The 22,651-nt window shown below is 59.8% G+C and carries 24 protein-coding genes; 11 read left to right on the top strand and 13 right to left on the bottom strand.

Annotated features, from left to right (window positions below):
• Positions 1 to 26: 26 nt before the first annotated feature.
• Positions 27 to 1,145, bottom strand: a complete 1,119-nt coding sequence (gene prfB, locus ABFX29_RS09510) for a peptide chain release factor 2 (protein ID WP_091603268.1) — start codon at positions 1,143 to 1,145, stop codon at positions 27 to 29.
• Positions 1,146 to 1,302: 157 nt separating this feature from the next.
• Here prfB and ABFX29_RS09505 point away from each other — a divergent pair, with 157 nt between their 5' ends.
• Complete coding sequence (locus ABFX29_RS09505) at positions 1,303 to 1,599, top strand: hypothetical protein (protein WP_152226876.1); 297 nt, start codon at positions 1,303 to 1,305, stop codon at positions 1,597 to 1,599.
• A gap of 28 nt (positions 1,600 to 1,627) precedes the next feature.
• Here ABFX29_RS09505 and ABFX29_RS09500 read toward each other — a convergent pair whose 3' ends face one another.
• From ABFX29_RS09500 to ABFX29_RS09490, 3 genes are read right to left on the bottom strand one after another with little or no spacing between them, the layout of a single operon-like run.
• Positions 1,628 to 2,089, bottom strand: coding sequence for a pilus assembly protein TadG-related protein (locus ABFX29_RS09500; protein ID WP_152226874.1), 462 nt, complete (start codon positions 2,087 to 2,089; stop codon positions 1,628 to 1,630).
• Positions 2,086 to 2,550: a hypothetical protein gene (locus tag ABFX29_RS09495; protein WP_152226872.1), complete on the bottom strand. Its 465-nt coding sequence runs from the start codon at positions 2,548 to 2,550 to the stop codon at positions 2,086 to 2,088. The genes ABFX29_RS09500 and ABFX29_RS09495 overlap by 4 nt, the downstream gene beginning before the upstream one ends.
• Complete coding sequence (locus tag ABFX29_RS09490; protein ID WP_152226870.1) at positions 2,531 to 2,965, bottom strand: TadE family protein; 435 nt, start codon at positions 2,963 to 2,965, stop codon at positions 2,531 to 2,533. The genes ABFX29_RS09495 and ABFX29_RS09490 overlap by 20 nt, the downstream gene beginning before the upstream one ends.
• Before the next feature lie 125 nt (positions 2,966 to 3,090).
• Between ABFX29_RS09490 and ABFX29_RS09485 the strand changes: the two genes are divergently transcribed.
• From ABFX29_RS09485 to ABFX29_RS09470, 4 genes are all read left to right on the top strand, one after another.
• Positions 3,091 to 4,575, top strand: coding sequence for a recombinase family protein (locus ABFX29_RS09485; protein WP_170287733.1), 1,485 nt, complete (start codon positions 3,091 to 3,093; stop codon positions 4,573 to 4,575).
• A gap of 198 nt (positions 4,576 to 4,773) precedes the next feature.
• Positions 4,774 to 4,932 carry a hypothetical protein gene (locus ABFX29_RS09480; RefSeq protein ID WP_170287732.1) on the top strand — a complete coding sequence of 53 codons (159 nt, stop codon included), beginning with the start codon at positions 4,774 to 4,776 and terminating at the stop codon, positions 4,930 to 4,932.
• 125 nt (positions 4,933 to 5,057) lie between these two features.
• Complete coding sequence (locus ABFX29_RS09475) at positions 5,058 to 6,707, top strand: DNA primase family protein (protein ID WP_152226867.1); 1,650 nt, start codon at positions 5,058 to 5,060, stop codon at positions 6,705 to 6,707.
• Between the two features lie 262 nt (positions 6,708 to 6,969).
• Positions 6,970 to 7,215 carry a hypothetical protein gene (locus tag ABFX29_RS09470; RefSeq protein ID WP_152226865.1) on the top strand — a complete coding sequence of 82 codons (246 nt, stop codon included), beginning with the start codon at positions 6,970 to 6,972 and terminating at the stop codon, positions 7,213 to 7,215.
• A 275-nt stretch (positions 7,216 to 7,490) separates the two neighbouring features.
• On the opposite strand, the gene ABFX29_RS09465 is transcribed toward ABFX29_RS09470, so the two are convergent.
• The 4 genes from ABFX29_RS09465 to ABFX29_RS09450 all read right to left on the bottom strand — a co-directional run bounded on the left by ABFX29_RS09465 (position 7,491) and on the right by ABFX29_RS09450 (position 11,530).
• Positions 7,491 to 8,051, bottom strand: a complete 561-nt coding sequence (locus tag ABFX29_RS09465; RefSeq protein ID WP_152226863.1) for a recombinase family protein — start codon at positions 8,049 to 8,051, stop codon at positions 7,491 to 7,493.
• Positions 8,052 to 8,330: 279 nt separating this feature from the next.
• A complete protein-coding gene (locus tag ABFX29_RS09460; RefSeq protein WP_152226861.1) occupies positions 8,331 to 8,990 on the bottom strand; it encodes a nucleoside/nucleotide kinase family protein in 660 nt (219 codons plus the stop codon).
• A gap of 676 nt (positions 8,991 to 9,666) precedes the next feature.
• Positions 9,667 to 10,887: a sensor histidine kinase gene (locus ABFX29_RS09455; RefSeq protein WP_152226859.1), complete on the bottom strand. Its 1,221-nt coding sequence runs from the start codon at positions 10,885 to 10,887 to the stop codon at positions 9,667 to 9,669.
• Positions 10,868 to 11,530 (bottom strand): response regulator transcription factor, encoded by a 663-nt coding sequence (locus ABFX29_RS09450; RefSeq protein WP_152226857.1) that lies wholly within the window; start codon positions 11,528 to 11,530, stop codon positions 10,868 to 10,870. Before ABFX29_RS09450 ends, ABFX29_RS09455 begins: the two co-directional genes overlap by 20 nt.
• 164 nt (positions 11,531 to 11,694) lie before the next feature.
• Here ABFX29_RS09450 and ABFX29_RS09445 point away from each other — a divergent pair, with 164 nt between their 5' ends.
• The 6 genes from ABFX29_RS09445 to ABFX29_RS16645 all read left to right on the top strand — a co-directional run bounded on the left by ABFX29_RS09445 (position 11,695) and on the right by ABFX29_RS16645 (position 16,810).
• On the top strand, positions 11,695 to 12,189 hold the full coding sequence (locus tag ABFX29_RS09445) for a hypothetical protein (RefSeq protein WP_152226855.1): 495 nt from the start codon (positions 11,695 to 11,697) through the stop codon (positions 12,187 to 12,189).
• Positions 12,186 to 13,298: a peptidoglycan-binding protein gene (locus ABFX29_RS09440; RefSeq protein WP_152226853.1), complete on the top strand. Its 1,113-nt coding sequence runs from the start codon at positions 12,186 to 12,188 to the stop codon at positions 13,296 to 13,298. Before ABFX29_RS09445 ends, ABFX29_RS09440 begins: the two co-directional genes overlap by 4 nt.
• Positions 13,295 to 14,011 carry an ABC transporter ATP-binding protein gene (locus ABFX29_RS09435; protein WP_152226851.1) on the top strand — a complete coding sequence of 239 codons (717 nt, stop codon included), beginning with the start codon at positions 13,295 to 13,297 and terminating at the stop codon, positions 14,009 to 14,011. Before ABFX29_RS09440 ends, ABFX29_RS09435 begins: the two co-directional genes overlap by 4 nt.
• Positions 14,008 to 15,198: an ABC transporter permease gene (locus tag ABFX29_RS09430; protein WP_152226849.1), complete on the top strand. Its 1,191-nt coding sequence runs from the start codon at positions 14,008 to 14,010 to the stop codon at positions 15,196 to 15,198. The genes ABFX29_RS09435 and ABFX29_RS09430 overlap by 4 nt, the downstream gene beginning before the upstream one ends.
• 181 nt (positions 15,199 to 15,379) lie before the next feature.
• Positions 15,380 to 15,679: a hypothetical protein gene (locus tag ABFX29_RS09425; RefSeq protein WP_152226847.1), complete on the top strand. Its 300-nt coding sequence runs from the start codon at positions 15,380 to 15,382 to the stop codon at positions 15,677 to 15,679.
• A 99-nt stretch (positions 15,680 to 15,778) separates the two neighbouring features.
• Positions 15,779 to 16,810 carry a protein NO VEIN domain-containing protein gene (locus ABFX29_RS16645; RefSeq protein ID WP_152226845.1) on the top strand — a complete coding sequence of 344 codons (1,032 nt, stop codon included), beginning with the start codon at positions 15,779 to 15,781 and terminating at the stop codon, positions 16,808 to 16,810.
• Between the two features lie 125 nt (positions 16,811 to 16,935).
• Here ABFX29_RS16645 and ABFX29_RS09420 read toward each other — a convergent pair whose 3' ends face one another.
• The 5 genes from ABFX29_RS09420 to ABFX29_RS09400 form a co-directional block, all read right to left on the bottom strand.
• Entirely contained in the window at positions 16,936 to 18,111 is a 1,176-nt protein-coding gene (locus tag ABFX29_RS09420) for an SIR2 family protein (protein ID WP_152226843.1), read from the bottom strand.
• Positions 18,112 to 18,625: 514 nt separating this feature from the next.
• Positions 18,626 to 19,024 carry a hypothetical protein gene (locus ABFX29_RS09415; RefSeq protein WP_170287731.1) on the bottom strand — a complete coding sequence of 133 codons (399 nt, stop codon included), beginning with the start codon at positions 19,022 to 19,024 and terminating at the stop codon, positions 18,626 to 18,628.
• Positions 19,025 to 19,475: 451 nt separating this feature from the next.
• On the bottom strand, positions 19,476 to 20,411 hold the full coding sequence (locus tag ABFX29_RS09410; protein ID WP_246167305.1) for a type II secretion system F family protein: 936 nt from the start codon (positions 20,409 to 20,411) through the stop codon (positions 19,476 to 19,478).
• Complete coding sequence (locus ABFX29_RS09405) at positions 20,408 to 21,262, bottom strand: type II secretion system F family protein (protein ID WP_152226838.1); 855 nt, start codon at positions 21,260 to 21,262, stop codon at positions 20,408 to 20,410. Before ABFX29_RS09405 ends, ABFX29_RS09410 begins: the two co-directional genes overlap by 4 nt.
• The gene (locus ABFX29_RS09400; protein WP_152226836.1) at positions 21,259 to 22,485 is read right to left on the bottom strand and encodes a TadA family conjugal transfer-associated ATPase; all 1,227 of its coding nucleotides are present in this window, start codon (positions 22,483 to 22,485) and stop codon (positions 21,259 to 21,261) included. Before ABFX29_RS09400 ends, ABFX29_RS09405 begins: the two co-directional genes overlap by 4 nt.
• Positions 22,486 to 22,651: the final 166 nt, after the last annotated feature.

The following is a 22,651-nucleotide window of genomic DNA, read 5'->3' as shown; positions in this document are numbered from 1 at the left end:
TTTTCGGCTGCCGGGCCTGCGGAGCCTTAGTTGCGGGCGGAGACGCTGCCGTTGGCCCGCCATCGGATGCCGGCGTCGATGAAGTCGTCGATCTCGCCGTCGAACACCGCGGACGTATTGCCCACTTCATGTTCGGTTCGCAGGTCCTTGACCATCTGGTACGGGTTGAGCACATAAGAGCGCATCTGGTCGCCCCAGGACGCCTTCACATCGCCGGCGAATGCCTTCTTCTCAGCGTCTTCCTGTTCCTTTTTCAGCAGCAGGAGGCGGGATTGGAGCACGCGCATGGCGGCAGCGCGGTTCTGCAGCTGGGACTTCTCGTTCTGCATTGAAACCACGGTCCCGGTGGGGATGTGGGTCAGCCGGACAGCGGAGTCCGTGGTGTTCACGGACTGTCCGCCGGGGCCGGAGGAGCGGAAGACGTCCACGCGGATCTCGTTGTCCGGAATGTCGATGTGGTCGGTGGCTTCGATCAGCGGGATCACCTCGACGGCGGCGAAGGAGGTCTGGCGGCGGCCCTGGTTGTCGAACGGGCTGATGCGCACCAGGCGGTGCGTCCCGGCCTCCACCACCAGCGTGCCGAAGGCATAGGGGGCCTTCACCTCGAAGGTGGCGGACTTCAGCCCGGCTTCTTCGGCATAGGAGGTATCCAGGACCTGGGTCGGATAACCGTGGCGTTCTGCCCAGCGAAGGTACATGCGCAGCAGCATGTCCGCGAAATCCGCGGCGTCCACCCCACCGGCACCGGCGCGGATAGTTACTACCGCTTCGCGCTCGTCGTACTCACCGGAGAGCAGGGTCACCACTTCAAGCTCGGAGAGCGCCTTGCGCAGCGACTCCAGCTCGGACACCGCCTCAGCCTTGCTGTCGGCGTCCGATTCGTCCTGGGCCAGCTCCACGAGGACCTCAAGGTCATCAATGCGTGCCTCGAGTTTCTGCAGCCGTTCCAGGGCGCTCTGCTTGTGCGAGAGCTTGGACGTGATCTTCTGCGCAGCGTCCGGGTCGTCCCACAAATTGGGTTCCCCCGCCATTTCGCTGAGCTCAGCGATGTCTTCCTTCATCGCGGCAACGTTTGAAACGTCCTCGATGGAGGCAAACGTGGAGCGGAGGGCGCGGATTTCTGCGGGAAAATCAATTTCAGCCATGGTGATTACAGACTACGCCATGCCCCGGATTCCCGGCCGGAGCTGCGCCCGAAGGGTGGCACAAGGGATCCGGGACGCACCGGCGAATGGACGCGGGGGTGTCAGTGCCCGGGAGTACATTGGTGCTGTCCGATCCGGAAAGGAGCTTCGAGATTCGATGAACGCTTCCCCCTCCCCCGTCCGCCACCCTGAGCGTGGACACAGCTACGGCCGGGACGAGCTTGAGGAACTGGCCGAGCAGGGCGATGCCTGGGCCATTGGCAAACTGGACGACTGGGACCAGTACGATGCGGCCGACTACGCAGGATCCCTCCGTGACCGCTGCCCGGACCCGGCCTGCGACTTGTACGGCGAGCGCGTCACCCTCTGTTACGCCGACGACGGCACACTGCTGGAGGTGGACCACGGTGGGTGGAGCCACTACCCGCCGCAGGAACAGGCGAAAGCTTCCTAGGTTTCCCTCGCCAGCCGGCCGCCAGGCCCTACCGTGTCAGCCGGGCGCGCGCATCGCTTTCAGCGGTGACGCGGATACCGTCCGGGACGAGGAAGTTCACGATCGGCGGATGTACGACGCCGGAGAGCACCACGCGCGCGGTGCGCCCGTCCGGGGTCCCGGTGCCTGGCTCGATCCGCAGAGATGCCGTTTGCTCCCCTGCCCGGCTCTCCTGCAGGTAGCGCTGGACTTGTGCGGTAACGCGCCCCGAATCCAGTAGTGCAACCGGGGCAGCCCCGTCCGGGCCCTGCACCTGGGCCAGCGTGAACGTGTCGGCTGCAGCCAAGGCTGCCCCGTCTGCCGCGGACAGGAGTTTCTTGTGGCCCAGGTAAACCGACGAAGCCCCTGCGATGACGGTAATCACCAGCAAAGCCAGCACCACGTATCCGATGATCAGCACGCCCACTTGTCCTGACTCGCCGTCGTCCGCCGTCGTTCGCGCCCTGGTCATCCGTACCTCTCGACTGTTTGCATAGACGTCGAATCGACCCGTACCGGTGCCAGGTCCACCCCCAGCGCGCCGGCGAACGGGAGTGGAACGCTCATGGCGGCCGTGACGGTTACGGTCGATCCGGGAGCCCCGCATTCCGGGCTGCACGTAATCTGCAGCTCAAGGGCATCCGCGTCGAATCCGAAATCCGTAAGCGCAAGTTCCGCTGCCGCGCGTGCCTGGCTCTCCGGCCCGTCTCCAGGAGAAGCTGCGGCGTAGACCTTCGCCGCATGCTCTGCAGCACCAACCATCGCGTAGGCAGCTCCCTGGACCTGTCCGGCAGTGAGGATCAGGTAGACCAGTGGAATCAGCAGCAGGACTCCGAGGAAAACGAACTCAACCGCAGCGCTTCCGTCCTCGTTCGCGTCCGGGGAGTCTTTACCCGGAACCGGTCCCGGCGGATCAGTCCGGCCAGTAAGCATGCCCGGCCACCTCGATTCCTCCTTGCGGGCCGATCAAACCGATGACCGGCAGCGGAGCCCGCACCGTGACCTTGAGCATCGTGTGTCCTGAATCCTCCGAGCGCAGATAACTGATGTCCTGCGCGAACCCGGGGCTCAGGGCACCGGAGATCAACTGCCTGGTCCGTTCCACGCCGTCCTGCGGATGCCGGTCGGCCAGGGTCCCGTAGCGTGCACCGGACGCAGCAGCATCCGTGAGCGTGTTGCGCACGTGCAGCACCAGTGCCAGCTGTATCACTGCCACCACGATGACTGTCAGCAGGGCGCCCACCAGGACGAAGTCCACGACGGCGGTTCCGGAATCCCGGCCCTGGACAGCGGTGTCCGTGCTTCTGGAGACGTCCCTACTTCTGGACTTGGGCGATTGCTGATTCAAAGAGGGAAACCAAGGCAGGCCGCGCCACCGTGAGGATTGCGGCAACTAATACGGCGGACATGAGTGTGATCATGACCCAGGCGGTAACATTTGGCTACACCCTCAGGCCTCTGTACCGTGCAGGCATGACGACAGCAGCGATCTACGCCCGCCTCAGTGCCGATAAGCGTCGGGGCACTAGCGACGAGGGCAAGACGGTCGCGGAGCAGGTAACCGCATGCACGGCCTTCATTGCAGGGAAGGGTTGGACTGTAGGCAAGATATATCGGGACAACGATAAAAGCGCCACAGACGGCGGCGTGCGCCCCGCCTTCGAGCAGTTGCTAACAGACGCTCCTCCAGTGGTAGTCGCCTACCGCGCCTCCCGACTATCTCGCGACGTGATGGATACCCTTCGTCTCAAGGCTGCAGGCATTACGGGCTATCTCCAAGACGGAGGGATGCTGGACTTCTCCAGTGGTGACTCGACTATGCTCACCCTCATCCGTTCAGTGATTGACGCGGCAGACGGCGAGAAGAAGGCCGAATATCAGAAATTGCGGAACCTCTCGGACGCTAAAGCGGGCAAATGGCACTACGCCCGGCCAGTGTTTGGGAACGACCGATTAACGGGTCGGTTGGTTCCTGCTGAAGCTAAGGCGATCCGTGAGGCCGCACAAGCGTTGGCGAAGGGCGAAACGACATTCTTTCAGGTTGCCAAGGCATGGAACGCAGCGGGCTTCCTTACACCTGCGAGCAAGGGCGCCGGAGGTAAGAATTGGGAGCCTGGGACAGTTAAGAACTTCTTTACTGCGCCCCGGCTTATAGGTAAACGCGTTTACAACGGCACCGCTTACACCATGCAGGGGTGGGAGGCGCTGTTAGACGAGGAAACTTTCGAGGCCATCCAGCAGAACATCGAGGCCAACAAGACCGGGAAACGAGGGGTACAGGGGTCTCGGCACTCGCCTCACTTGCTGACCGGTATAGCGACGTGCAGTAAGTGTGGAAAAGGCTTGAACATCTCCTATCGTGGAGGGGCTGGTTCCGCTAAGGCCTATCGATGCACCACACCCGGACACGTCTCCCGCGTAGGACTACCGTTAGAAAAGTTTGTCGTCGATAAATTCCTCTACCTCCTAATGCATCAGGGTGCCGATAGGGTCGTGAATCCTGAAGGTGCTGACAGCGTTCACGATCTCCGTTTGAGCCGCATGCAATTGGTAAAGAAACATGATGTCTGGTTGGACGAAGCAGCGGAGGAGGGCCTCTCGCCAAACATCATCGGCAAGGCGGAGAGGGCCAACGCCGCCAAGCTTTCAGAACTGGATTCGCAGATCCTGGAATTAACTAAGCAGACGTCCTTTGCAGGTTTGCTTCCGGAGATGGCTGAGGGGTCAGAGGCCCTGTGGAAGCGCTGGGAAGATATTCCAATGGGTAGGAAGCGATCCATAATTCGTTCCCTATACGAGGAAATAGTGGTTCATCCCGGTCCGCAGGGGGCCCGCTTCAGACCGGAGTTCATCACGCTTCGCCCTACAAACCTCATGTTGGAGCTCGCGGATCTGAACGCCTCTAACGAGTTCGAGATAGAACCGGAGCTGGCAGAACGCCTGATGCATGGTCAGTGATCCTCTGACTTGTTACAGAGTTACTAGCACTTAGGTCCGATTATCTAAACTCAGAAAAAGGTTTCAAAATGCCCGGGATTCCGGGGTTTTTATGACTACAGAGACACTGCTTGGAAAACTCCTTTTGCACACACCCCATCTTTAAAGTGATAAACTGATACATGAATCAATTTAGTCAAATCTCGCCTAAGGAAAGACATGAACCGAACGCCAAGAGCTGAAGCTCAGCGCAAGTTGAGCCTTGCACAAACCCTCTACGCGCGAATGCTCGCCAAGCAAATCCTATCGCGTGCCGCCTATCAGGCAAAGATCGACCGACTCAAGAATGAGCTTGCATCATTCGATGCTTCCATCTAACCAACCTGTAGAACAGTAACAACCGGTTACCTGACGCCCCAGTGCGATAGCGCCAAAACAAAACAAGATCAATTTACAAACTACCGAAAGGAGTCCCATGGACTCACACAATCGAAAGAATTCATTTGTCCTATCTGCCGGAAACCCAGTACCTCATGTCCGCTCACAGCATCTCCAGCAACGCATGGATGCTCATAATGACGGGCGGGCAACAGCTCTCTGAGCTTGATCTGCGGGACCTATCGAAGAAGGTCCCGAAAGACGCCACAGACGGCGCAGACTTCATTGCTGAGCATGCCCCTAACGCTCTCAGCTTCAACGCTGAATCCAAGACTTGGTATGTCTGGAACGGCACGGTCCACACTCCTTTGCAGACAGCGGTAGTCCCTATGCAGCTCATTGACATTCTGGGATACGCGTACAAGGAACTTGGGCTTTTCATCGACGAACAGCTGACGACCCAAGTGCAGATCATCGAAGCCGGAAATCTCTCCGAAGATGATGCCAAGAAGGCAATCTCCGAACTCAAAGTTTCAATCGTTGCTGCACGCAAGCACTGGGAAGCGTTCGCTTATTCTCTGAACTCGAACAAGGGCGTTAATGACGTCCTGAGCAAGCTGGAGCGCCGGGTTGCCAAGGGCCCTGGCTACTTCGAGAACGACAGGCAGTGGCTCGTTGTCCGCAACGGAGTCATCGACCTTCAAGAGTTCCGCCGTACCGATTCCGTGACGCTGCATGCGCATGATGCCTCGCGTCCTGTCACTCGGTTCTTCGACGCGGACTATGATCCTTCGGCTGACGCCGCGATATGGAAAGCCTTCCTGTCCTCCTCCATCGTGGATGACTGCGGAGACACCGTCAGGCTCCTCCAGAAGGCAGTAGGAGCCGCCTTCAGTGCAGAAGAGAAGCCTCGTGCGCTCTTCAATCTGCAAGGCGCTCCAGCGTCCGGAAAATCGGTCTTCCTCTCCGTCTTCAATAGACTCGGACAGGCCTACTCCGTGATGCCAAACAATCAGGCCATCCAGCTCAACAACGGAGATACGAACTTCTATCAGGATGCTCTCCGCAACAAACGCTTTGTTGGATTCTCGGAAGTTCAGGGCAAGAAGCCGCTCGATGATGGATTCCTGAAGGGCATCCTCGGAGGCGACGAGCAGAACACCCGCCAAATGCGGCAGATGGAATCTCCGTGGAAGCCTCAATGTGTACTATTCATCGCCTCGAACATGGCCTTGAAATTCGACACCCGTGACGAAGCAACCTTCATCAAGATCCTTCCCATTTCGTTTCCACACTCCTTCACGGAGACGGACCCGGAACACCAGATGGACAGGGAGCTTGAGAATAAGGTCCTGGAGGAGCGGTCCGGCATTCTGAACTGGATCTTGGAGGGAATGCTGTCCTTCTGGGATGAAGGACTTGCTCCGACGGCCGCAGTCATGGCTGCTATGGACGGAAACAAGACGGCAAACAGCCACGCACTCCAGTTTATGGAAGCCCTGATCGAATCCGGGAATGTAATCCAAGACCCGGGGGCTCCGTTGTCAGGTTGCCTAGGCCTTACGGCTGCTTACGAGATGTTCCGCCATTGGTCCGAATCTCAGGGCATCCGGAATGTACCTGGCAAGCAGACCTTCTCCTCTGACGTGGCGGACTACTACTACGGGAAGGGACGTTCGGACGGCGTCCGGTTCATTGGACTTTCACTTAGTCCGGAACTGTCCAACAAAGTCCAGACGGGCGTATCGCACTTCGCCCTTGCCAAAGACCTCTGACCGAGAAACGTCCAATCGGACTTTCCTTGGACTTCTCTTGGACGCCCCTGAGGGGATTACTTCCCTTTGTTCATAAGGGATTGGACGTTTGGACTTTTATTTAGAAGATAGCAGTACTACTAGAGAAATATAGCTTTCAGAGCCTATTTACTACTATATTTCTGTATGAACTCAAGTTGTCTGAACAAAACGTCCAAACGTCCAATCCGCTAGATCTAGCGGGCTTTGCAAAAATCACAACAACCTTCTTAAGGAAGAAAATATGGAACAAAATATCGAAGTCAACCCGGCTCCCAACTACTGGGACGGCGAGACACTGCCGCTCATCGGAGGGTTCCGGGACGACGGCTATCCGATTCCATTGGACTGCGAGGAGACGAAGGCCGAACTCCAACGTCTCCAGGAGCGGGATCGAATTCAGCACCGTTGGCGGTCGGCGGACGAGATGGATGAGGAGTGCACACGTGTTCATCGCCTCAACACCATCTACCGCTTGCACTGGTCCTGAAGACGGAGGGCTTATCCACAGTTAAGCGAAGGTTCCTTGTTAGTAGGTTCCAGGAGCTGAAGTACCAAGAGGTGAACTTCCATGAGGGGTGGGAACTTTACTAGTGGGCGGCATATTAAGAATTATTCCGTTTAATCCGGCGAGACTGCATACCCTGGGCTGAAATGACAAGGGCATATAATTTCGAGGGATGCACCGCACTCTAATAATGCCGCCCACGATTCTCGCGAATCAAGTTCCCTGACTTTGCACGAGGGTTCAGCCGACTAGCAATATCAGGCTTGGGAATTTGCCAGGTGTCGATAGATGGTAGCCCGCGACACGCCCAGCATCCGGGCGATCTCATCAGCGTTCAGGCCCTTGGCTTTCAGAGAGACAGCGCGCGCAACGGCTGCCTCATCGATTTTCTTGGGCCTCCCTCCACGACGATTATTCTCCGCTGCCGCAGCCAGTCCTGCTCGAGTTCGTTCGATTATCGTGTCTCGCTCGAGCTGAGCAAATGCTGCCATGATTGTGAGCATGGCCGTGCCCATTGGGCCGTTGGTATCCAGCCCCTCGGTCAGCGAGCAAAATCCCACCCCTCGCAGTCGCAAATCCTCGATGACTTCTAAGACGTGACGCGTGTTTCGCCCGAGACGATCCAGCTTCCAGACGGTCAGGACGTCACCAGGCTCCAGACGGTCGAGTGCCCTAGCAAGTTCGGGACGGTTGGTGGCACTGCCGCTGACTCCCCGGTCAGCAAAAGTCCGAACAGCACCGGCGTCCCTTAGGGAACTTAACTGCATATCCATATTCTGTTCGACCGTCGAGACTCTCGCGTATCCTATGATTGCCATTTTCCACCTGTCTCATAATCTCGTTCGATTCACTAGTTATGAGACTACTAGTATTGAGACGGGATTACAAGACACTAATTCAAAGAATCCATGTCCAAATCCGCATCTGAAGGGCTACTGCTCAGACGTCTCAAGAAACGATCGTTTATGAGACAGATGAAATCCGCCCTGTCACGACAGGCCCTGCTCGACTAAATCAGTGGACGCTAATGTCAGTTTCCGAAGTCGACTGCACAGGATGTCCAAAGTCGTCTGCACAGCCAGCCCTTTGGGGATCCCTCACCGGAGAGTTGAGACCTCGTCGGGATGGATGAGTTTCGGTGAAGTGAAAACCGAGTTATCCACGACGAATGAGGCACGTTCCCAGGGCCGTGCAGCGTCGAAGTAGAGACGCTGTCCGCCGACGTACCGGCTCATCGTTGGGTGCTCAGGGTCGGGGTTGCTACCGTTTCGAACCGCCATTCGTGCCGCGGTCTCGGTGAACGGAACATCCAGGAATACTGAAGCATCCCAGTAGGAGTTGAGTTCATCGCGGTGCAGGAACATGCCTTCGACAACAACCAGTGCATCTGATGGAGCATGAACGACCTCCACTTCTACCATTTGGTCGGTCCCTGAGTCATAGGAAGCTGGCGAATACCAGCCGTCCCCCTTCGGGCCGAGCGGCGCGAGCAACTTATCCTGCAGAGCCTCGTAGTTGTACGTATCCTCCCAGAACCCTTCGGGTGAAGAACGTCCCTTGGCATGTCTCAGGTGCGAAGGGTTCAGGAAGTCGTCGGCGTGGATGACGATTACGGGCCGATTTCGGATCTCGGATACCAGATTTGCGGCGAAGGATGTCTTGCCACTGCCATCCACGCCGTCGACCGCCATTAGCCGGCGCCCTGCGCCGATGGTGCTGAGAATGTCAGTTGCCAGTGATCGCATGAACTGTTTCATATCGCCATTCTTGCCTGCAACGACCCCCAACCAGCGTCCACAGGGGGATCCTTCGCTGCTACGGCTTACAAGAAAATCTTTTCGGCGAATTGTGACGATTGTTCTCAGAGGTTCGCAAGAGTGAGATGCCAGGCTGTTCGTTCAACAATGGTGAATCCCAGCATGGAAAGGTTTCGGATACTTGCCGCTCCAGGAGCTGCGGTAGCAGTCGCCAAGGGGACGCCGAGAGTTCTTGCCTGTTGAAGCCGGTGTGCCAGGAGGGCGGCTTGGGCCCCCGTACCTCGAGCAGCTGAAAGGGTGGACGCACCGCCAAAAACCACCCCTGTGGGGTGCACTGACATGGCAGCTGCGGCGAGGGGCTTGTCGTTGCGGGACGCAATGAAACCACGGACCATCAAGTGGGCGTGCTCCGCCCGGATCAAGTCCCCTATCTCCCTTGGCGCGGCATACCCGGCGTCAAGAAGGTCCAGAAAGAGGCTCGTATCCTCCTTAGAGACCTCGTGGATTTGCCACCCGTCATTCGCCGTACCGCCCAACCGGTTGTTTGTGCTCGGACATAGGTAGGTAATCGGCCGGGTGGGTGCCGGCGTGTATCCGTCCTTTAGTAGTCGGTCAGTGAGGCTTTGCGCTGGTGTTGTAGCGATGAGGGTTGGTTAGCGCTGGCCCGGGAACTGCTTTAGGCGGGGATAACGACCTTGACCTTGAGCCCGCCCTCGGCACGCGGTTCCAGGGCCAGCGTCCCGTGGTGCCGTTCCACAATGGCCTGCACTATAGATAACCCCAAGCCATGCCCACGCGGACCCGAAACGGAGTGCGCGGTCCGGCCGGAACCCCTACGGAATGGTTCGGTCAGCTCAGCGACGGTTCTTGTGTCCAGGACAGGGCCGCTGTTGGTTACTTCAATGACAGCCGCACCCACCCGGTCCTTGCGGGTGCCAATGGTGAGGAATCCGCCGTCGATATTGTGCCGGATGGCGTTGTGGATCAGATTGGCCACCAGTTGATGCAGCAGCACGGGATCGCCGGTGACCACAGACGGATCAAACCGTGACTCCACTCCAATGTTCCGCCCGGCCGCCTCGGCCTCGCAGGAAGCCAGGACCTCCCGCCCCACCGTGGCAAGATCGACCGCTTGGGGTTCCACTGTGGAAGATTCGATGCTGGCCAGGTCAAGCAGCGCGGAGACAATGTCAATGCTGCGCTCATTCATGATGCGCAGACGCTCCTGCAACTTTTGCTGCTCCGGGGATTGTGGTGCGGCCAGGGCAACGTCGAGCATGGCGCGGGTGGTGGCCAGCGGGGTGCGCAGTTCATGGGAGGCGTTCTGGGCAAAGCGTTGCGATGCAGTGAAGGAACGCTCCAACTGCTCGAGCATGCCGTCGAAGTTCCCCGCAAGCTCGGAGATCTCATCCTTGGGTCCCACCAGGTCGATCCGGTGGCCCAGATCCCCTGCTGCGGCGCGGTGCACGGCGGTGTTGATGTATTGCAGCGGCTTGAGCATCCGGCCGGCCACAATCCAGCCCGCGGCAATTCCCGCAACGGCCAGCAGGACCAGTACCGCCGCGGAGATCCAGAGCAGGAGGTTGAACAATTGCTCGGGAGAGTTGATTAAAATCTCGTTGGCGGGCTCCAGCGGCGTGGCCGGTACGGCCGGCTCCAAGCTGGTGGCGGGCGGCGAGGCAAGGTCCGTCGGCGGAACCATGCTGTCACCTGGGGCCGGCTCTGCGGCAGTCGACGCAAAATCATAAGTGGGTATAAAGCGCATGACGAGGTAGACAATGCCCATCATGACCACTCCGGCGCCGGTGAGCAGCGCCGAGTACGTCAGCGCCAGCCTGGCCCGGACCGTCATGCGGTAACGACGGATACCGGCCCCGTCAATCGCCCGCGACGGCATAGCCCACCCCGGGAACGGTGCTGATAACGGACGGCTCGCCCAGCTTGCGGCGGAGGTTGCTGATGGTCACCTTGACGGAATTGGTGAAGGGGTTGGCGTTCTCATCCCAGGCTTTTTCGAGGATGGTTTCGGCGCTGACGGCACCGCCTTTAGCCTTCATGAGCAACTCCAGGACCGCAAATTCCTTCTTAGTCAGCGGTACAAGACGCCCGGAAAGATACACCTCGTGCCGGAACGTATCCAGCCGAAGAGCGCCACTTTCAAGAACCGGCGGGTGTGTGGTGAACTGCCGCCGGTTCAGGGCACGCAGGCGGGCGATGAGTTCGGGGAATTCAAAGGGCTTGGCCAGATAATCGTCGGCGCCCAGTTCCAGGCCACCCACCTTGTCGTTGAGCGAACCGGACGCCGTGAGCATCAGGACCGCGGGACTGCCGGGCTCAGCCGCCAGTCGCCGGCAGACGTCGTCGCCGTGCATTCCCGGGATGTCACGGTCCAGCAGCACCACGTCGTATTCGTTGATGGAAACTGCCTCCAGCGCGGCGTCACCACTACCGGCAATGTCGGCCGCTATGGAGTCCATCGCCAGCCGTGCACGAACGGCCTCTGCGAGGAATTCCTCGTCCTCCACAATCAAAACCCGCACGTTGTGCCTTCCCTCAAAGCCGCTCGATCAACAACTCCAAGTTAATCAGGCTACGGGTTAAGGAAAGGTAAGGCTGACGCTTTACCTTCTCATAACCTCGCCCTTGATGGACTGGAGTTCCTCGGTCATCCACCGAGGGGAAGCAAACCAGAAGGACTGAAGCCTTGAACGCCTCAAAACACCGCCGTACGCTGCGCACCTCCGTCACCGTGATCGCAGGGTCCGCCCTGCTCTTTGGCCTTGGGGCCTGCGGCGCCGACAAGTCAGGCACCGGAGAGCTGAAGGAAGAATCCACCATGACCGTGGAACAGTGGCGCTCAGACGTGGACAGCTGCATGTTGGCTGCCGGCTTTGACATTACAGGCGGCGAAAACGGCAACGAATCCGTGGACACCTCCCAGTTCGACATGGATGCCTTCGACAAGGAGTACACCACCTGTATCAAGAAGATTGGTGATGCCCCGGTGGATCCCAACCAGCTCAGCGCGGATGAAATGTTTGACGTGCAGCTGGCCTTCGCCAAATGCATGCGTGATTCCGGCTACGACTACCCGGATCCCGTCGAGGGCGGGATGGTCGGATCCTTCGGCCCCGAAATCAACCCCGACGATGTTGACGCCTGCACCGCAAAAGCCAACGAAACCGGGCCCGAAAAGTGAGCACTGACGTAAACACCACTGACGTTCCGAACCGGGCCGAGCCCGCGGCCAGGCAACGGCCTAAAAAACGCCGCACCATCATCCTGTCCGCCGTGGTCGTGGCCGTTGTGGCCGCGGTCGTGGGCGTCCTGGCCCTGACGCCGCAGTCCGGCAACGACTCGGACACCAAGAAGCCGCTGTCTCTGGAGACCAAGACTGTGGCCCGCGGTCCGCTGAAGGAGCAGTTGCGCCTGCAGGGCACCTTGGGCTTTTCGCAGCCGCGCACCGTGGGCACCACGCCCGGGGGCACCGTCACCTCGATGCCGGCCCCGGGCACAGTGGTGGGCAACGGCGGTGAGCTCTTTCGCATTAACGACGTCCCCGTCCTGCTGCTGCACGGAGCACTTCCCGCATGGCGCGACTTTGCCCCGGGGATGTCCGACGGCGCCGACGTCCTGCAGCTGGAAACCGCGCTAGGGAACCTCGGCTACCTGGGCGGAGTCGCCGACGAGCACTTCGATGCCTACACCAAATGGGCCATCTGGAACTGGCAAAATGCCATGGGAGTGGAAACCACGGGTGAACTCACGCTGGGCCGGGTCATCTTTGCCCCCGCCGACCAGCGGGTGTCCGGCCACAAGGCCAAGGCCGGTGATGCGGCAAGTGCTGAGATTCTGTCCATGACCGGGACCAACAAGGTTGTTGCGGTAGAGCTGGACACCAGACAGCAGACGCTCGCGCAGCGTGATGCGAAGGTGACCATTGTGCTGCCGGGAGGTAAGGAAACAGTTGCCACCGTGACCGATGTTGGCGCCCCCACCGAGACCGAGGGCGGCGAAGGCAAGCAGGTTAAGGTTCCCGTGACCCTGACCCTGGACGACGCCGAGGCCGGCGGAACAATGGAGAACGTTGCCGTCACAGCCATGTTTAGCCGAGTCCTCAGCGAGGATGCGCTGCTGGTCCCCGTGGTAGCCCTGCTGGCCCAGCCCGGCGGCGGCTTCGCCGTGGAGGTTGCCACAGGCTCGACGACGAAGCTCACCCCCGTGGAACTCGGCACCTTCGCTGATGGCTTGGTCATTGTGACGGGCGGAGAGCTCGCCGAGGGCGATACCGTGGTGGTGGCCAAATGAGTGCCCCCATCGTTGAACTCAAAGGTGTGAGCCGCGTTTACGGTTCGCCTCCCACAGTGGCTTTGGACAACGTGGACCTTCGCATCGACGAAGGCGAATTGATCGCCATTGTGGGCCCTTCCGGCTCCGGCAAGTCCACCATGTTGAACATTGTGGGGTCGCTGGATCGTGCCTCCAGCGGGGAAACCCGCATTGCCGGGAACAGCATTGCTGAGCTCAGTGACACTGAACTCTCCGCCCTGCGCGCCTACACCATTGGCTTCATCTTCCAGCAGTTCCACCTCTCCGACGGCGTCAGCACGCTGGACAATGTGGCCACCGGCCTTCTTTATACGGGCACACCACAAAAGGAACGGCGCCGCCGGGCAGCCATTGCGTTGGAACGGGTTGGTCTGGCGCACCGCCTGGATCATGACCCCCGCCAGCTTTCCGGAGGGGAGCGCCAGCGTGTTGCCATTGCCCGTGCAGTGGTGGGTGAGCCCACGCTGCTGCTGGCTGATGAGCCCACCGGTTCCCTGGACAGCAAGTCCGGCGTAGTGGTCCTGGATATCTTGAAGGAATTGAACCGCAGCGGCACCACAGTTGTCGTGATCACGCACGATCAGGAACTTGCTGACGGACTGCCGCGCCAGGTGCGCATTCGTGATGGCCGCATCATCGCAGATACCTCAAGCGCAGCGACGACGCTGGCTGAGGCAAGGACGGATTCATGAGTTTGGACAAACGGTCGCGACTGCGGGTCAGCGACCTCTTCTCGCTGGGCTTCCACGGCTCACGGGCACGGCCCGGCCGTGCGGTGTTATCGTCGCTGGGCATTGCCATTGGCATTGCCGCCATGATTTCCGTCATCGGCATATCAACCTCAAGCCAGGCACTGGTCAAAGACAAGCTGGCTTCGCTTGGCACAAACCTGCTGACCATCACGGCTGGAACTAATCTGGTGGGCGAAGAAGCAAAGCTCCCATTGGAGTCCGTTCCACAGGTCCGGCGCCTCCCAGGGGTGATCAGTGCAGGCTCCACCAGCGTCATCGACAAGATGCCCGTGTACCGCAACTCAGAGATTGAGTCCTCCCGCACCGGCGGCCTGAGTGTCGCATCCGTGGACCTGGAACTGCTGGAAGCCACTGGCGCCGAACTGTTGCACGGCGTGTGGCTCAACGGAGCAACCGCGGAACTCCCCGTCGTCGTACTCGGCAAGGGGACGGCTGAACGCCTGGGCATCCAGTCGCCGGGCTCACTGGTGTGGCTGGGCGGGCAGCACTTCTCCGTGGCCGGCATTCTTGACACGTCCCCGCTTGCACCGGAGCTGAACAACCAGGCGCTGATCGGGCAGCCGATCGCTGCGAAGCTGTTTGGGCACGAGTCCTTCCCCACCACGATTTACCAGCGGTCGGACGAGGCGATGGTGGCGGATGTGCGGAAGTTGCTGCCGCCCACGGTCAACCCGCAGTCGCCCAACGAGATCCAGGTCAGCCGGCCTTCTGATGCGTTGGCCGCGAAGAACACGATCGATTCCGCATTCACCGGACTGCTGGTGGGCGTTGGCTCCATCGCGCTCCTGGTGGGAGGCATCGGCGTGGCCAACACCATGGTCATTTCGGTGCTGGAACGCCAACGAGAGATCGGTTTGCGGCGATCACTCGGCGCTACCCGCCGGCACGTGCGCCTGCAGTTCCTCTTTGAGGCGATGCTGCTCTCGGCTTACGGCGGCATTGCCGGAACGCTACTGGGCTGGCTGATTACTGCGATGGTCGCAGCCGGCAACGGCTGGCCAGTATCCATCCCGCCGGCGGTCCTGTTTGCCGGCATCACGGTTACGATCTTGGTCGGCGCCATTGCCGGTGTCCTGCCTGCCATGCGGGCAGCCAAGACCTCCCCCACGGCGGCACTGAGCAGCTAACGCTGGGTTCGCCCAAACCACAGACCGGCCCGTGGGCCTGGCGACTTGAAGAACGGCAAGTCCCCAAGCCCACGGGCTTTTGGGTTCTCCACAGAAAACAGAAAAATCGTACGCTAAGGTTTCGCTGAAGGCACGTACCCAATGATGTACATATTGTTGTCGAAAGATGGATCAACAGCATGTGAACGACAGCGACAGGTTCGCCGCTGCCGCAGTCGAAGGGCTTCTGTCAGGGCAAAGGACCACATTTGATGTCTCCGAGGGGACAGCATTCTTTACCCCGATCATGGTGCTTGGCAGCATGGACGTGAATCAAGAACTAAAGTCTTTCAACGCTGCCTTACTCAGGTGCATCCATGTGTTTGAGACGGCGCCGGCGCTTGGGCGCTCCGTCCAGGTAAAGACCGCAACAGAGGATCTGGCAGCGAGTCATATTCGGCTCGTACAACTGATTCGCCAGGACCTCAACGCAAAAGACTAATCTGCTATCCCGGTAACTAGGTACGAGAAGAAGTAATCCAGCACATCCACACGAACGACGTACACGCCGCTCACGACGAAAAGACCTATGCTTTGAGCCATGGCTCTTAACGACTGGTGGAAACATGACAATCGCGAGCGCTACTGGATGGAGATCACGGACCGGGATCCAGTCGGCGAAAACCTGATTGCCCCACAGGTCAATGACAAGGGTCAGTCGGAATGGTCCTACGACACAGTTCGCTATGTCCGGCCAGGCGACGTCATTCTGCATTGGCGTAAGAACCATGGGCCAGCGTTGACCGGCTACTCCCACTGCCTCGAGAGCGCTAGAGAATCGTCCTTGCAATGGAAAAGCCGAGGCACTTCTAGCAGGCTGCGCCCACCGCAGGGTGAAGAAGACGCTTGGGAGGCACTTCTTCAGGGATATAGAGAATTCGAACGTCCTTTGACGCTCGACACTGTCAGAACCCTGGAGGGACCAATCCGTGATGTCAGAGACGAACTCACTAGAAAGTATGGAGCGAAGAAGGGCCTATATTTCCCCTTCGCACTGTCAGACAAAAGGCCTATACGGGGCGCCCAGGCTTATCTAGTGAAATTCCCGGCGGCACTCGTCCATGCACTACCGGGACTGGACCAGCTAAATCAGTTGGTTGTTGATCGCCCTGAAGAGGACCAGACGTCGGATGGAACCAGATCCCGCCAGTCGGGATCTGGCTATGGTCGGCAGCCCGATCCAGCCCGACGAAGGGCAGTAGAACGGTATGCCGTTGACCTGGTCATGGCCCACTACGAGCGACTTGGCTTCATTGCGACTGACGTCGGCGCTGTAGAGCCGTGGGATGTCACGCTAGCCCGGGGAGGACGCGAAACACATGTTGAGGTAAAGGCCAGCACGACTGACCGTCGTGCCGTGGACGTCACGGAGGGCGAGGTACGGCATGCTGAAGCACGCGACACCATCCTGATCGTCATCGACCAGATCAGTATGGACTCTTCACTTGAATGCTCAGGTGGACGTTGGCGTTACTGGAGTACTTGGTCCCCTGATCGCACGACTCTGATCCCCACCGCGTATAGACATCTACTCGGCGAAGACGGCACAGTCGGAAGGCCAGAGGTCTCGTAGCGCTGCAAAATGCCTACTGGCCCTGGAGAGAGCCGACCGAGCTAGACCAGCGGCAACGGTGGCCCTCCTGTGGCAGGGAACGAGGCTGCTCCAGCAGACAGGAAATCGCGGGGCGGGAAAGTCGTTCAGCTTGATTTTCGAGGCGCGAAAAGAAACCAGTCGAAATCGTTCTGCAGGCCGCGAACCCCGTCACGATTGACCGTCAGCCACTTTGCATCTCCGTCCTCCGCGCCCCACCCAATAGCCGTTGCGATCTCTTCGTCGGTAGGCAGTGCTCCGTAGGTGGAAACAAGGACGTTGGGCTTGTCCTTTCGAGTTATGAACTCTCGGCGCAGGACCTCGTTGACGCAAGAATCACGAAACGAGTAACCGATAATCAACCAATGATCAGCTTCGGTTAGGCTCGCTGCAAAACCTTCATATGCGAGTCTGTAGGGGTATCTTTCGACATGCCGTGCCTTCTCCCGTTGGTTGGCCAGCACAACGCTAGGACGCCACCTCGGTTCCGCTTCCCGCAGGCCCGACCAAATATTGTGATCACGGAGCGACTGGATGGGCACTTTGATATGAACGTCCCCCTCGACTTGTCCCCAAAACGTCAACGATCCATGCAGCTGAAGGAGTCGAACTCGATAACGTTCACCGGGAGGAAAGTCCAGCGACGTGCGTAGGTACTTGGCGTCGTATGGAATGGATGACGTCGTTTCCCCGTCGCTGTCAACAACGCGAATCGAAATTGGCACTACGCCCCGCCCTAGATCAGATAGCGGAGCATCTACTGCCAACAGACCTGACAGAAGCAATGTGTCGTAATTCAAATTACCGAAGGTGACAACGCCGTCAAAGCTATCAATAATCGCCCGAAGAACGTCGTGGACCTCCTTGTGCAGGATGTGGTCGGCGCGAGAACGATCCGTCACCACTTCGAGTACGTAGCTAAGCCCCCTGTCTCGGACGCGGTCACTAAACTTCGACACTTCTGCAATGGCCGACTGCAAAGCCGTGTCCTCAGCCTCGACCAGCTCTGCCAGTTTTCCAAGTTCCTCAAGGGTCCTTGCCTCTGAGTCGAACGCGCCGACTAGTTTTTCGAAGTCTTCGTCCGTCACTTCCTCAGGGGGGCCAGAACGACGGGCGATCTCGTTCATGGCGTGGATGACCTTATCGCCGTTGTCTGTGGCTCCTTGCATCCGGGCGATCATTTCCCTGGTGATCGAATCCAGTTTCAGTTCCGGGTTGAAGGCGATGCTTAGGCCATTCCCCACTAGAACTGCAGCGTTATGCTTCCGAGACTCTACGGTCATCCTTACCCCCCACTAATCGACCGTTAGCCTAACAGGAGTGCGGCGGCTTCATCTTGATCTTGACCTTGTTCTTGCATCACCTGTCGCCTGCGGCTGACAGGCATGGAGCTGACTGAAAGAATTTTCAAATCGTCAAACGGCAAGCTCATCGGATAGATAAAGGATGGATCCACTCCCCGAGGCACATACGAGTCATCATCTATTTGGCCACACGACTAACTCCCATAGCTCGAGCTGCAGCCGCGTCACGAATTCAGTCAGCCGCGGCGCTGGCAGGCACAGGTTGTAAAGACTCGGCGCGAGAGTCTACATGCGCCCGTGGGTGGCGCGATGTATACCGCCCACCGGAGCCATCGCGGGTTACCGGTAAGTTAGCGAATATGGATTCAGTTTACGTGCTCGTAGCAAGCGCCTTTGGAGCACACCGGAACCTGAGGGCAGCCAGGTTCGCGACGTGGGACCCAGGTATTCAGAGCGACCCAACGCTACGCCCTGCGTTATCTTCCATGAGGACTTAGATACGTCTGTGACCTTCACTCAGCTCATATTGTCCTCTCCCTAGCCACAGACCTATGTTCGGCTTGTCCACGGTGCCGCCATACACTTGGACTGAAATTATGGGAAACAAACCCTGGCCAGCTAGGTTCTTGATGTATTCGTGCAGTAGGTGCGCCTGTTCCCGAGGAAGGTACCCCGCTTTTTCGTAGGACGCCCGTCCTCCCTCACCGGTGACCGCGAAGAGATCGACACGGACGGCGAAACGGTCGAACGGATTCCTTGGTTCGTGAACCAGCGCCGCAAACATGCTGTTGTCCTCCTCGCCTCCGTCGCGAAAAGCTTTTAGCACGAGTTTGATCCCTTCGAGATGCCTACCTTCTCCCACGACCTCCAGCTCTTCGTCATGGTTGACCATACAAAATGTCGTGGGCAAAGCGGGGGCGTACGCCCATTCTCCGAGCGGTGGGAACTCGAACCCTTGGATACTGAACTGTTGAAGGTGAAAACCGGTGTGAGATCCGTGTGTGAGCATGTAGCAAACCTTACTCGCGGGCACGCCGCCGAGCCCTCCTCGCGTTTCCGGCATCTATCAAGCCAACTCGCTTACATTTCGGGTGCCCGACCGTTATGGAAAGCACATCGTCACCTATGGAACGCATGGACTGCGGCAGCTAAATATGTTTACCCATCCCGGGACGTCGCCACGCTCCCGTTCAGAGCCCTGGGGCTGAAACGCTGCCTGCAGCCTGGTCATGAGGCAGGCAGCCAGCAGCGCCGGCAGCATCCGCAGCGCGATTCTGGTTCTCATGGGAGTCCTTTCGTTGGCGTTTCCGGATTGTGGTGGGTTGAGTTGTCTACGCATGAAGTCACAGTCCAATACTGAGAAGGGAAAGGCCGGGAAATACCGCGAAGAGGACAGTCAGGGGAAGGACGCCAAAGACCAAAGGAACCATCATGGCAATTTCCTTCTTGCCGGCTTCCTCCATGAGTTCGCGTTTGGCCATGTCCCGAACGTCCTGGGCCTGCGACCGCAGAACATCCGCCAGCGGCGTTCCACGCTCGATGGCCACGGACATACCGTCCACGAATCTTGAGAGCGGGGCCAGCTGTGTACGTTTTGAAATGTTGCCCAGCGCTGCCAGCAGCGGTATTCCGGATCGGGTCTCCGCGAGCGCCCGCCCAAATTCCCTGGACAGCTCGCCGCCGGATGTGCGGGTCACACGCTCCAGGGCTCCGCCCGCGCTTTCCCCCGCCCCGACCGCCAGTGCCATCATCTCGGCCAGGCTCGGAAACTCCGCGAGCATCAGGGCCTCCCGCTTCTGTACCTGCCTGGTCAGCAGGTAGTCCCGGAGCAGGTACCCCAGCAGCCCCGTGGCCAAGGACACTGCCGCCACTGCAGGGACCGAGATTTGCCCGTTGGCCGCCAGCCAGATGCCGCCGGTTCCGCCGGCAAGCAGGCCCGTGCCTGCGAACAGCAGCTGTGCGGAGCGGAACTCCAGGACGCTCATGCGGTTTCCCGCCCGGTCCAGACGCTTTTGCAGGGAGGACGCTGCAGGATTAAGGCGTTCCATCCTTCCCGCCAGTTCAGCCAGGAGGGGGCGGAAAACCCGCTCAAGGGGACCGAATGGGGTGATGTCCGCGGGCGCGAGAAGCCGGGACCCGGGCGAAACGGAGCGCAGCTGGGGTGCGATCCTGTCGGCGAAAGACGTGGGGCGCAGGAACGGCAGGCGCACCACGGCCAGCCACAAGCCAGTGCCAAGGCACGCTCCCATCAGCATGGCCAATGGCCAGACACCGCTCACCGCAGGACCCTTCTTTCGGCAGGCAGCGCCCCAATACGGAGCATCAGCCGATAGCAACCCACCGAGATGACCATGCCCGCGGCCAGGACAGCAGCCCCTGACGCCGTGTTGTAAGCCTCCACAGCTTCGGGGGCAGTAGCCATGAGTACAAGGACTATCCACGGCGCCGCTACTGCGAGCCGAGCAGCATTGATGGTCCATGATTGCCTGGCCAGCAACTCGCTGCGCGTCCGGGCATTCTCGCGCAGGAACTCGGCCAGTGTCCCCAGCAGCCTGCCAAGATCGGACCCGCCAACCTGCCGGGTAATGCGCAGGGATTCCACGATCCGGTCCCCCACCGGATCAGCGAGGCGGTCCTTGAGGGCGTCCAGCGCAGCGTCGAATGAGCCACCGGAGCGGTAGTCGGCCCCGAATTCCCGGAAGGGGGCACGAAGCTCTTCCGGTCCGTTTTCGCCAAGCTGAATGAGCGCCTCCGGCAGGGACATGCCGGCCCTGATGGCAGAACGCAGATGGTCGACGGCGTCAGGCCACAGTTCCAGCAGGGACGCACTCCGTCTGGCGGCCTGCCAACGTACCGCCGTAACAGGGAGGGCTGAGGCAAAGACAGCAAAACAGCCCGCTATGGGCAGGGAGCCCGTGAGTACCCAAGCGGTAAGCAGAACCAGGACGCCCAGCAGGGCACTGCTAAGAACGAGTCCTCCCGGGCTCACTCGGCTGACGCCGGATGTTCGCAGCAACTCCTCAAGCCGCCCGGGACGACGCAGCCTGGGCTCACGCTCGGGAACCGCCCAGCAGGACCACCAAACCAGGAACAGGCCCATCCCCAGGGCCAGTCCAGCTACGGCGCTCATGCTGCCGGTTCCAGCAGTTCGGCCAGGTTCATTCCGGCACGTGCGAACTTGTCCGGTGAGGGCAGCGACGACGGCGAGGCTGCCAGTCTCCCGTTCTCGCGCTGGAACACGAGCGTCGATTCAATGACTCCGTTTTCAACCCTTCGCCCCAGCGCCAGGATTTCCGTGACCTCCCGCTTGCCGGCAGGAGTCCGGACGCAGTGCACCACCAGATCGATGCAGGAAGCAACAGTCGGCACCACGAAAGAGCTGGAAATGTTGGCTCCGGCCAGCAGCGGCAGCGTCGAGATCTTGGTGACGGCGTCGTGCGCACTGTTGGCGTGGACCGTGCACATGCCCGGCAAGCCTGAATTCAGGGCGATAAGCATGTCCAGACTTTCGGCTTCCCGGACCTCGCCGACAATCAGCCGGTCCGGCCGCATCCGCAGGGCCTCCTTCACCAGTCGCCGCAGGGGAATCTCCCCCGACCCTTCCAGGTTTGGCTGCCTGCACTGCAGGCCAACAACATCCCGCAGCGGCAGCTGCAGCTCGAAGATCTCCTCTACCGTGACTACCCTCTCCCGCGCACCTATCGAGGCTGCCAGGCAGTTCAGCAGTGTTGTTTTGCCGGCCTGCGTGGCCCCGGAGACCAGGATGTTGAGGCCTCCGGCTACCGCTGCTGACAGGAATCTCGCTGCCTGGGGCGTCAACGTCCCGAGTTCCACGAGGTGCTCCAGCCGGCTGGCCCGGACTATGAACTTCCTGATATTCACCGCCCAGTGCCGCCTCGTCACGTCCGGAATGACCACGTGCAGCCGCGATCCGTCCGGAAGCGCGGCGTCGACGAAGGGTGAAGACAGGTCCAGGCGACGTCCCGAAGACTTCAGCATCCGCTCCACCAGGTCCCGGATCTGCTCCGCTGTCAGGTTGAGCGCGGTCAGCTCCGACCGGCCATCGCGGGCTACGTACACTTCCCCCGGCGAGTTGATCCAAATCTCTTCCACACTCTGGTCATCAAGCAATGGCTGGAGGGCTCCGTAGCCGGCGACTGAGTCAAAGACCTGCTTGGCCGCCCGCTCAAGATGGCCCAGGGCAGGAAGTGAGCCGAGCAGGGAACGGTCGTCATAGTCCTGGACAGCGGCGTCGACCAGGCGCCGGACTTCACCTACCTGGCGTACCGGGTCCAGTCCGCGGACACGGATGAGCTCGCGCACCTCGTCTTCGACAATTCGCACCGCATCCATTCATGCTCCCCCGGATCCTGCCCCGGCCTTCCTGCCGCGGCATCGAGACTGAGACTGTTCCTGCAGGCCAGTGAGGCCATGCCGGCGAGGATAAGGGAATATCCCGCGGCTGACGAGAGTGAAGGGCACCTAATGTGGATAACCCGCCACTCGGCTGCTTGCGGTA

The organism is Arthrobacter gandavensis (genome assembly GCF_039528575.1).
Taxonomy (GTDB): Bacteria; Actinomycetota; Actinomycetes; order Actinomycetales; family Micrococcaceae; genus Arthrobacter_B; species Arthrobacter_B citreus_B.
This window is presented reverse-complemented; position numbering and strand designations above follow the sequence as displayed.

What these genes read in the sequence shown, in the direction of transcription:
- prfB (WP_091603268.1), bottom strand. Translation starts at nt 1,145, where the DNA reads ATGGCTGAAATTGATTTTCCCGCAGAAATCCGCGCCCTCCGCTCCACG.
- ABFX29_RS09505 (WP_152226876.1), top strand. Translation starts at nt 1,303, where the DNA reads ATGAACGCTTCCCCCTCCCCCGTCCGCCACCCTGAGCGTGGACACAGC.
- ABFX29_RS09500 (WP_152226874.1), bottom strand. Translation starts at nt 2,089, where the DNA reads ATGACCAGGGCGCGAACGACGGCGGACGACGGCGAGTCAGGACAAGTG.
- ABFX29_RS09495 (WP_152226872.1), bottom strand. Translation starts at nt 2,550, where the DNA reads ATGCTTACTGGCCGGACTGATCCGCCGGGACCGGTTCCGGGTAAAGAC.
- ABFX29_RS09485 (WP_170287733.1), top strand. Translation starts at nt 3,091, where the DNA reads ATGACGACAGCAGCGATCTACGCCCGCCTCAGTGCCGATAAGCGTCGG.
- ABFX29_RS09480 (WP_170287732.1), top strand. Translation starts at nt 4,774, where the DNA reads ATGAACCGAACGCCAAGAGCTGAAGCTCAGCGCAAGTTGAGCCTTGCA.
- ABFX29_RS09470 (WP_152226865.1), top strand. Translation starts at nt 6,970, where the DNA reads ATGGAACAAAATATCGAAGTCAACCCGGCTCCCAACTACTGGGACGGC.
- ABFX29_RS09465 (WP_152226863.1), bottom strand. Translation starts at nt 8,051, where the DNA reads ATGGCAATCATAGGATACGCGAGAGTCTCGACGGTCGAACAGAATATG.
- ABFX29_RS09460 (WP_152226861.1), bottom strand. Translation starts at nt 8,990, where the DNA reads ATGAAACAGTTCATGCGATCACTGGCAACTGACATTCTCAGCACCATC.
- ABFX29_RS09455 (WP_152226859.1), bottom strand. Translation starts at nt 10,887, where the DNA reads ATGCCGTCGCGGGCGATTGACGGGGCCGGTATCCGTCGTTACCGCATG.
- ABFX29_RS09435 (WP_152226851.1), top strand. Translation starts at nt 13,295, where the DNA reads ATGAGTGCCCCCATCGTTGAACTCAAAGGTGTGAGCCGCGTTTACGGT.
- ABFX29_RS09430 (WP_152226849.1), top strand. Translation starts at nt 14,008, where the DNA reads ATGAGTTTGGACAAACGGTCGCGACTGCGGGTCAGCGACCTCTTCTCG.
- ABFX29_RS16645 (WP_152226845.1), top strand. Translation starts at nt 15,779, where the DNA reads ATGGCTCTTAACGACTGGTGGAAACATGACAATCGCGAGCGCTACTGG.
- ABFX29_RS09420 (WP_152226843.1), bottom strand. Translation starts at nt 18,111, where the DNA reads ATGACCGTAGAGTCTCGGAAGCATAACGCTGCAGTTCTAGTGGGGAAT.
- ABFX29_RS09415 (WP_170287731.1), bottom strand. Translation starts at nt 19,024, where the DNA reads ATGGTCAACCATGACGAAGAGCTGGAGGTCGTGGGAGAAGGTAGGCAT.
- ABFX29_RS09405 (WP_152226838.1), bottom strand. Translation starts at nt 21,262, where the DNA reads ATGAGCGCCGTAGCTGGACTGGCCCTGGGGATGGGCCTGTTCCTGGTT.
- ABFX29_RS09400 (WP_152226836.1), bottom strand. Translation starts at nt 22,485, where the DNA reads ATGGATGCGGTGCGAATTGTCGAAGACGAGGTGCGCGAGCTCATCCGT.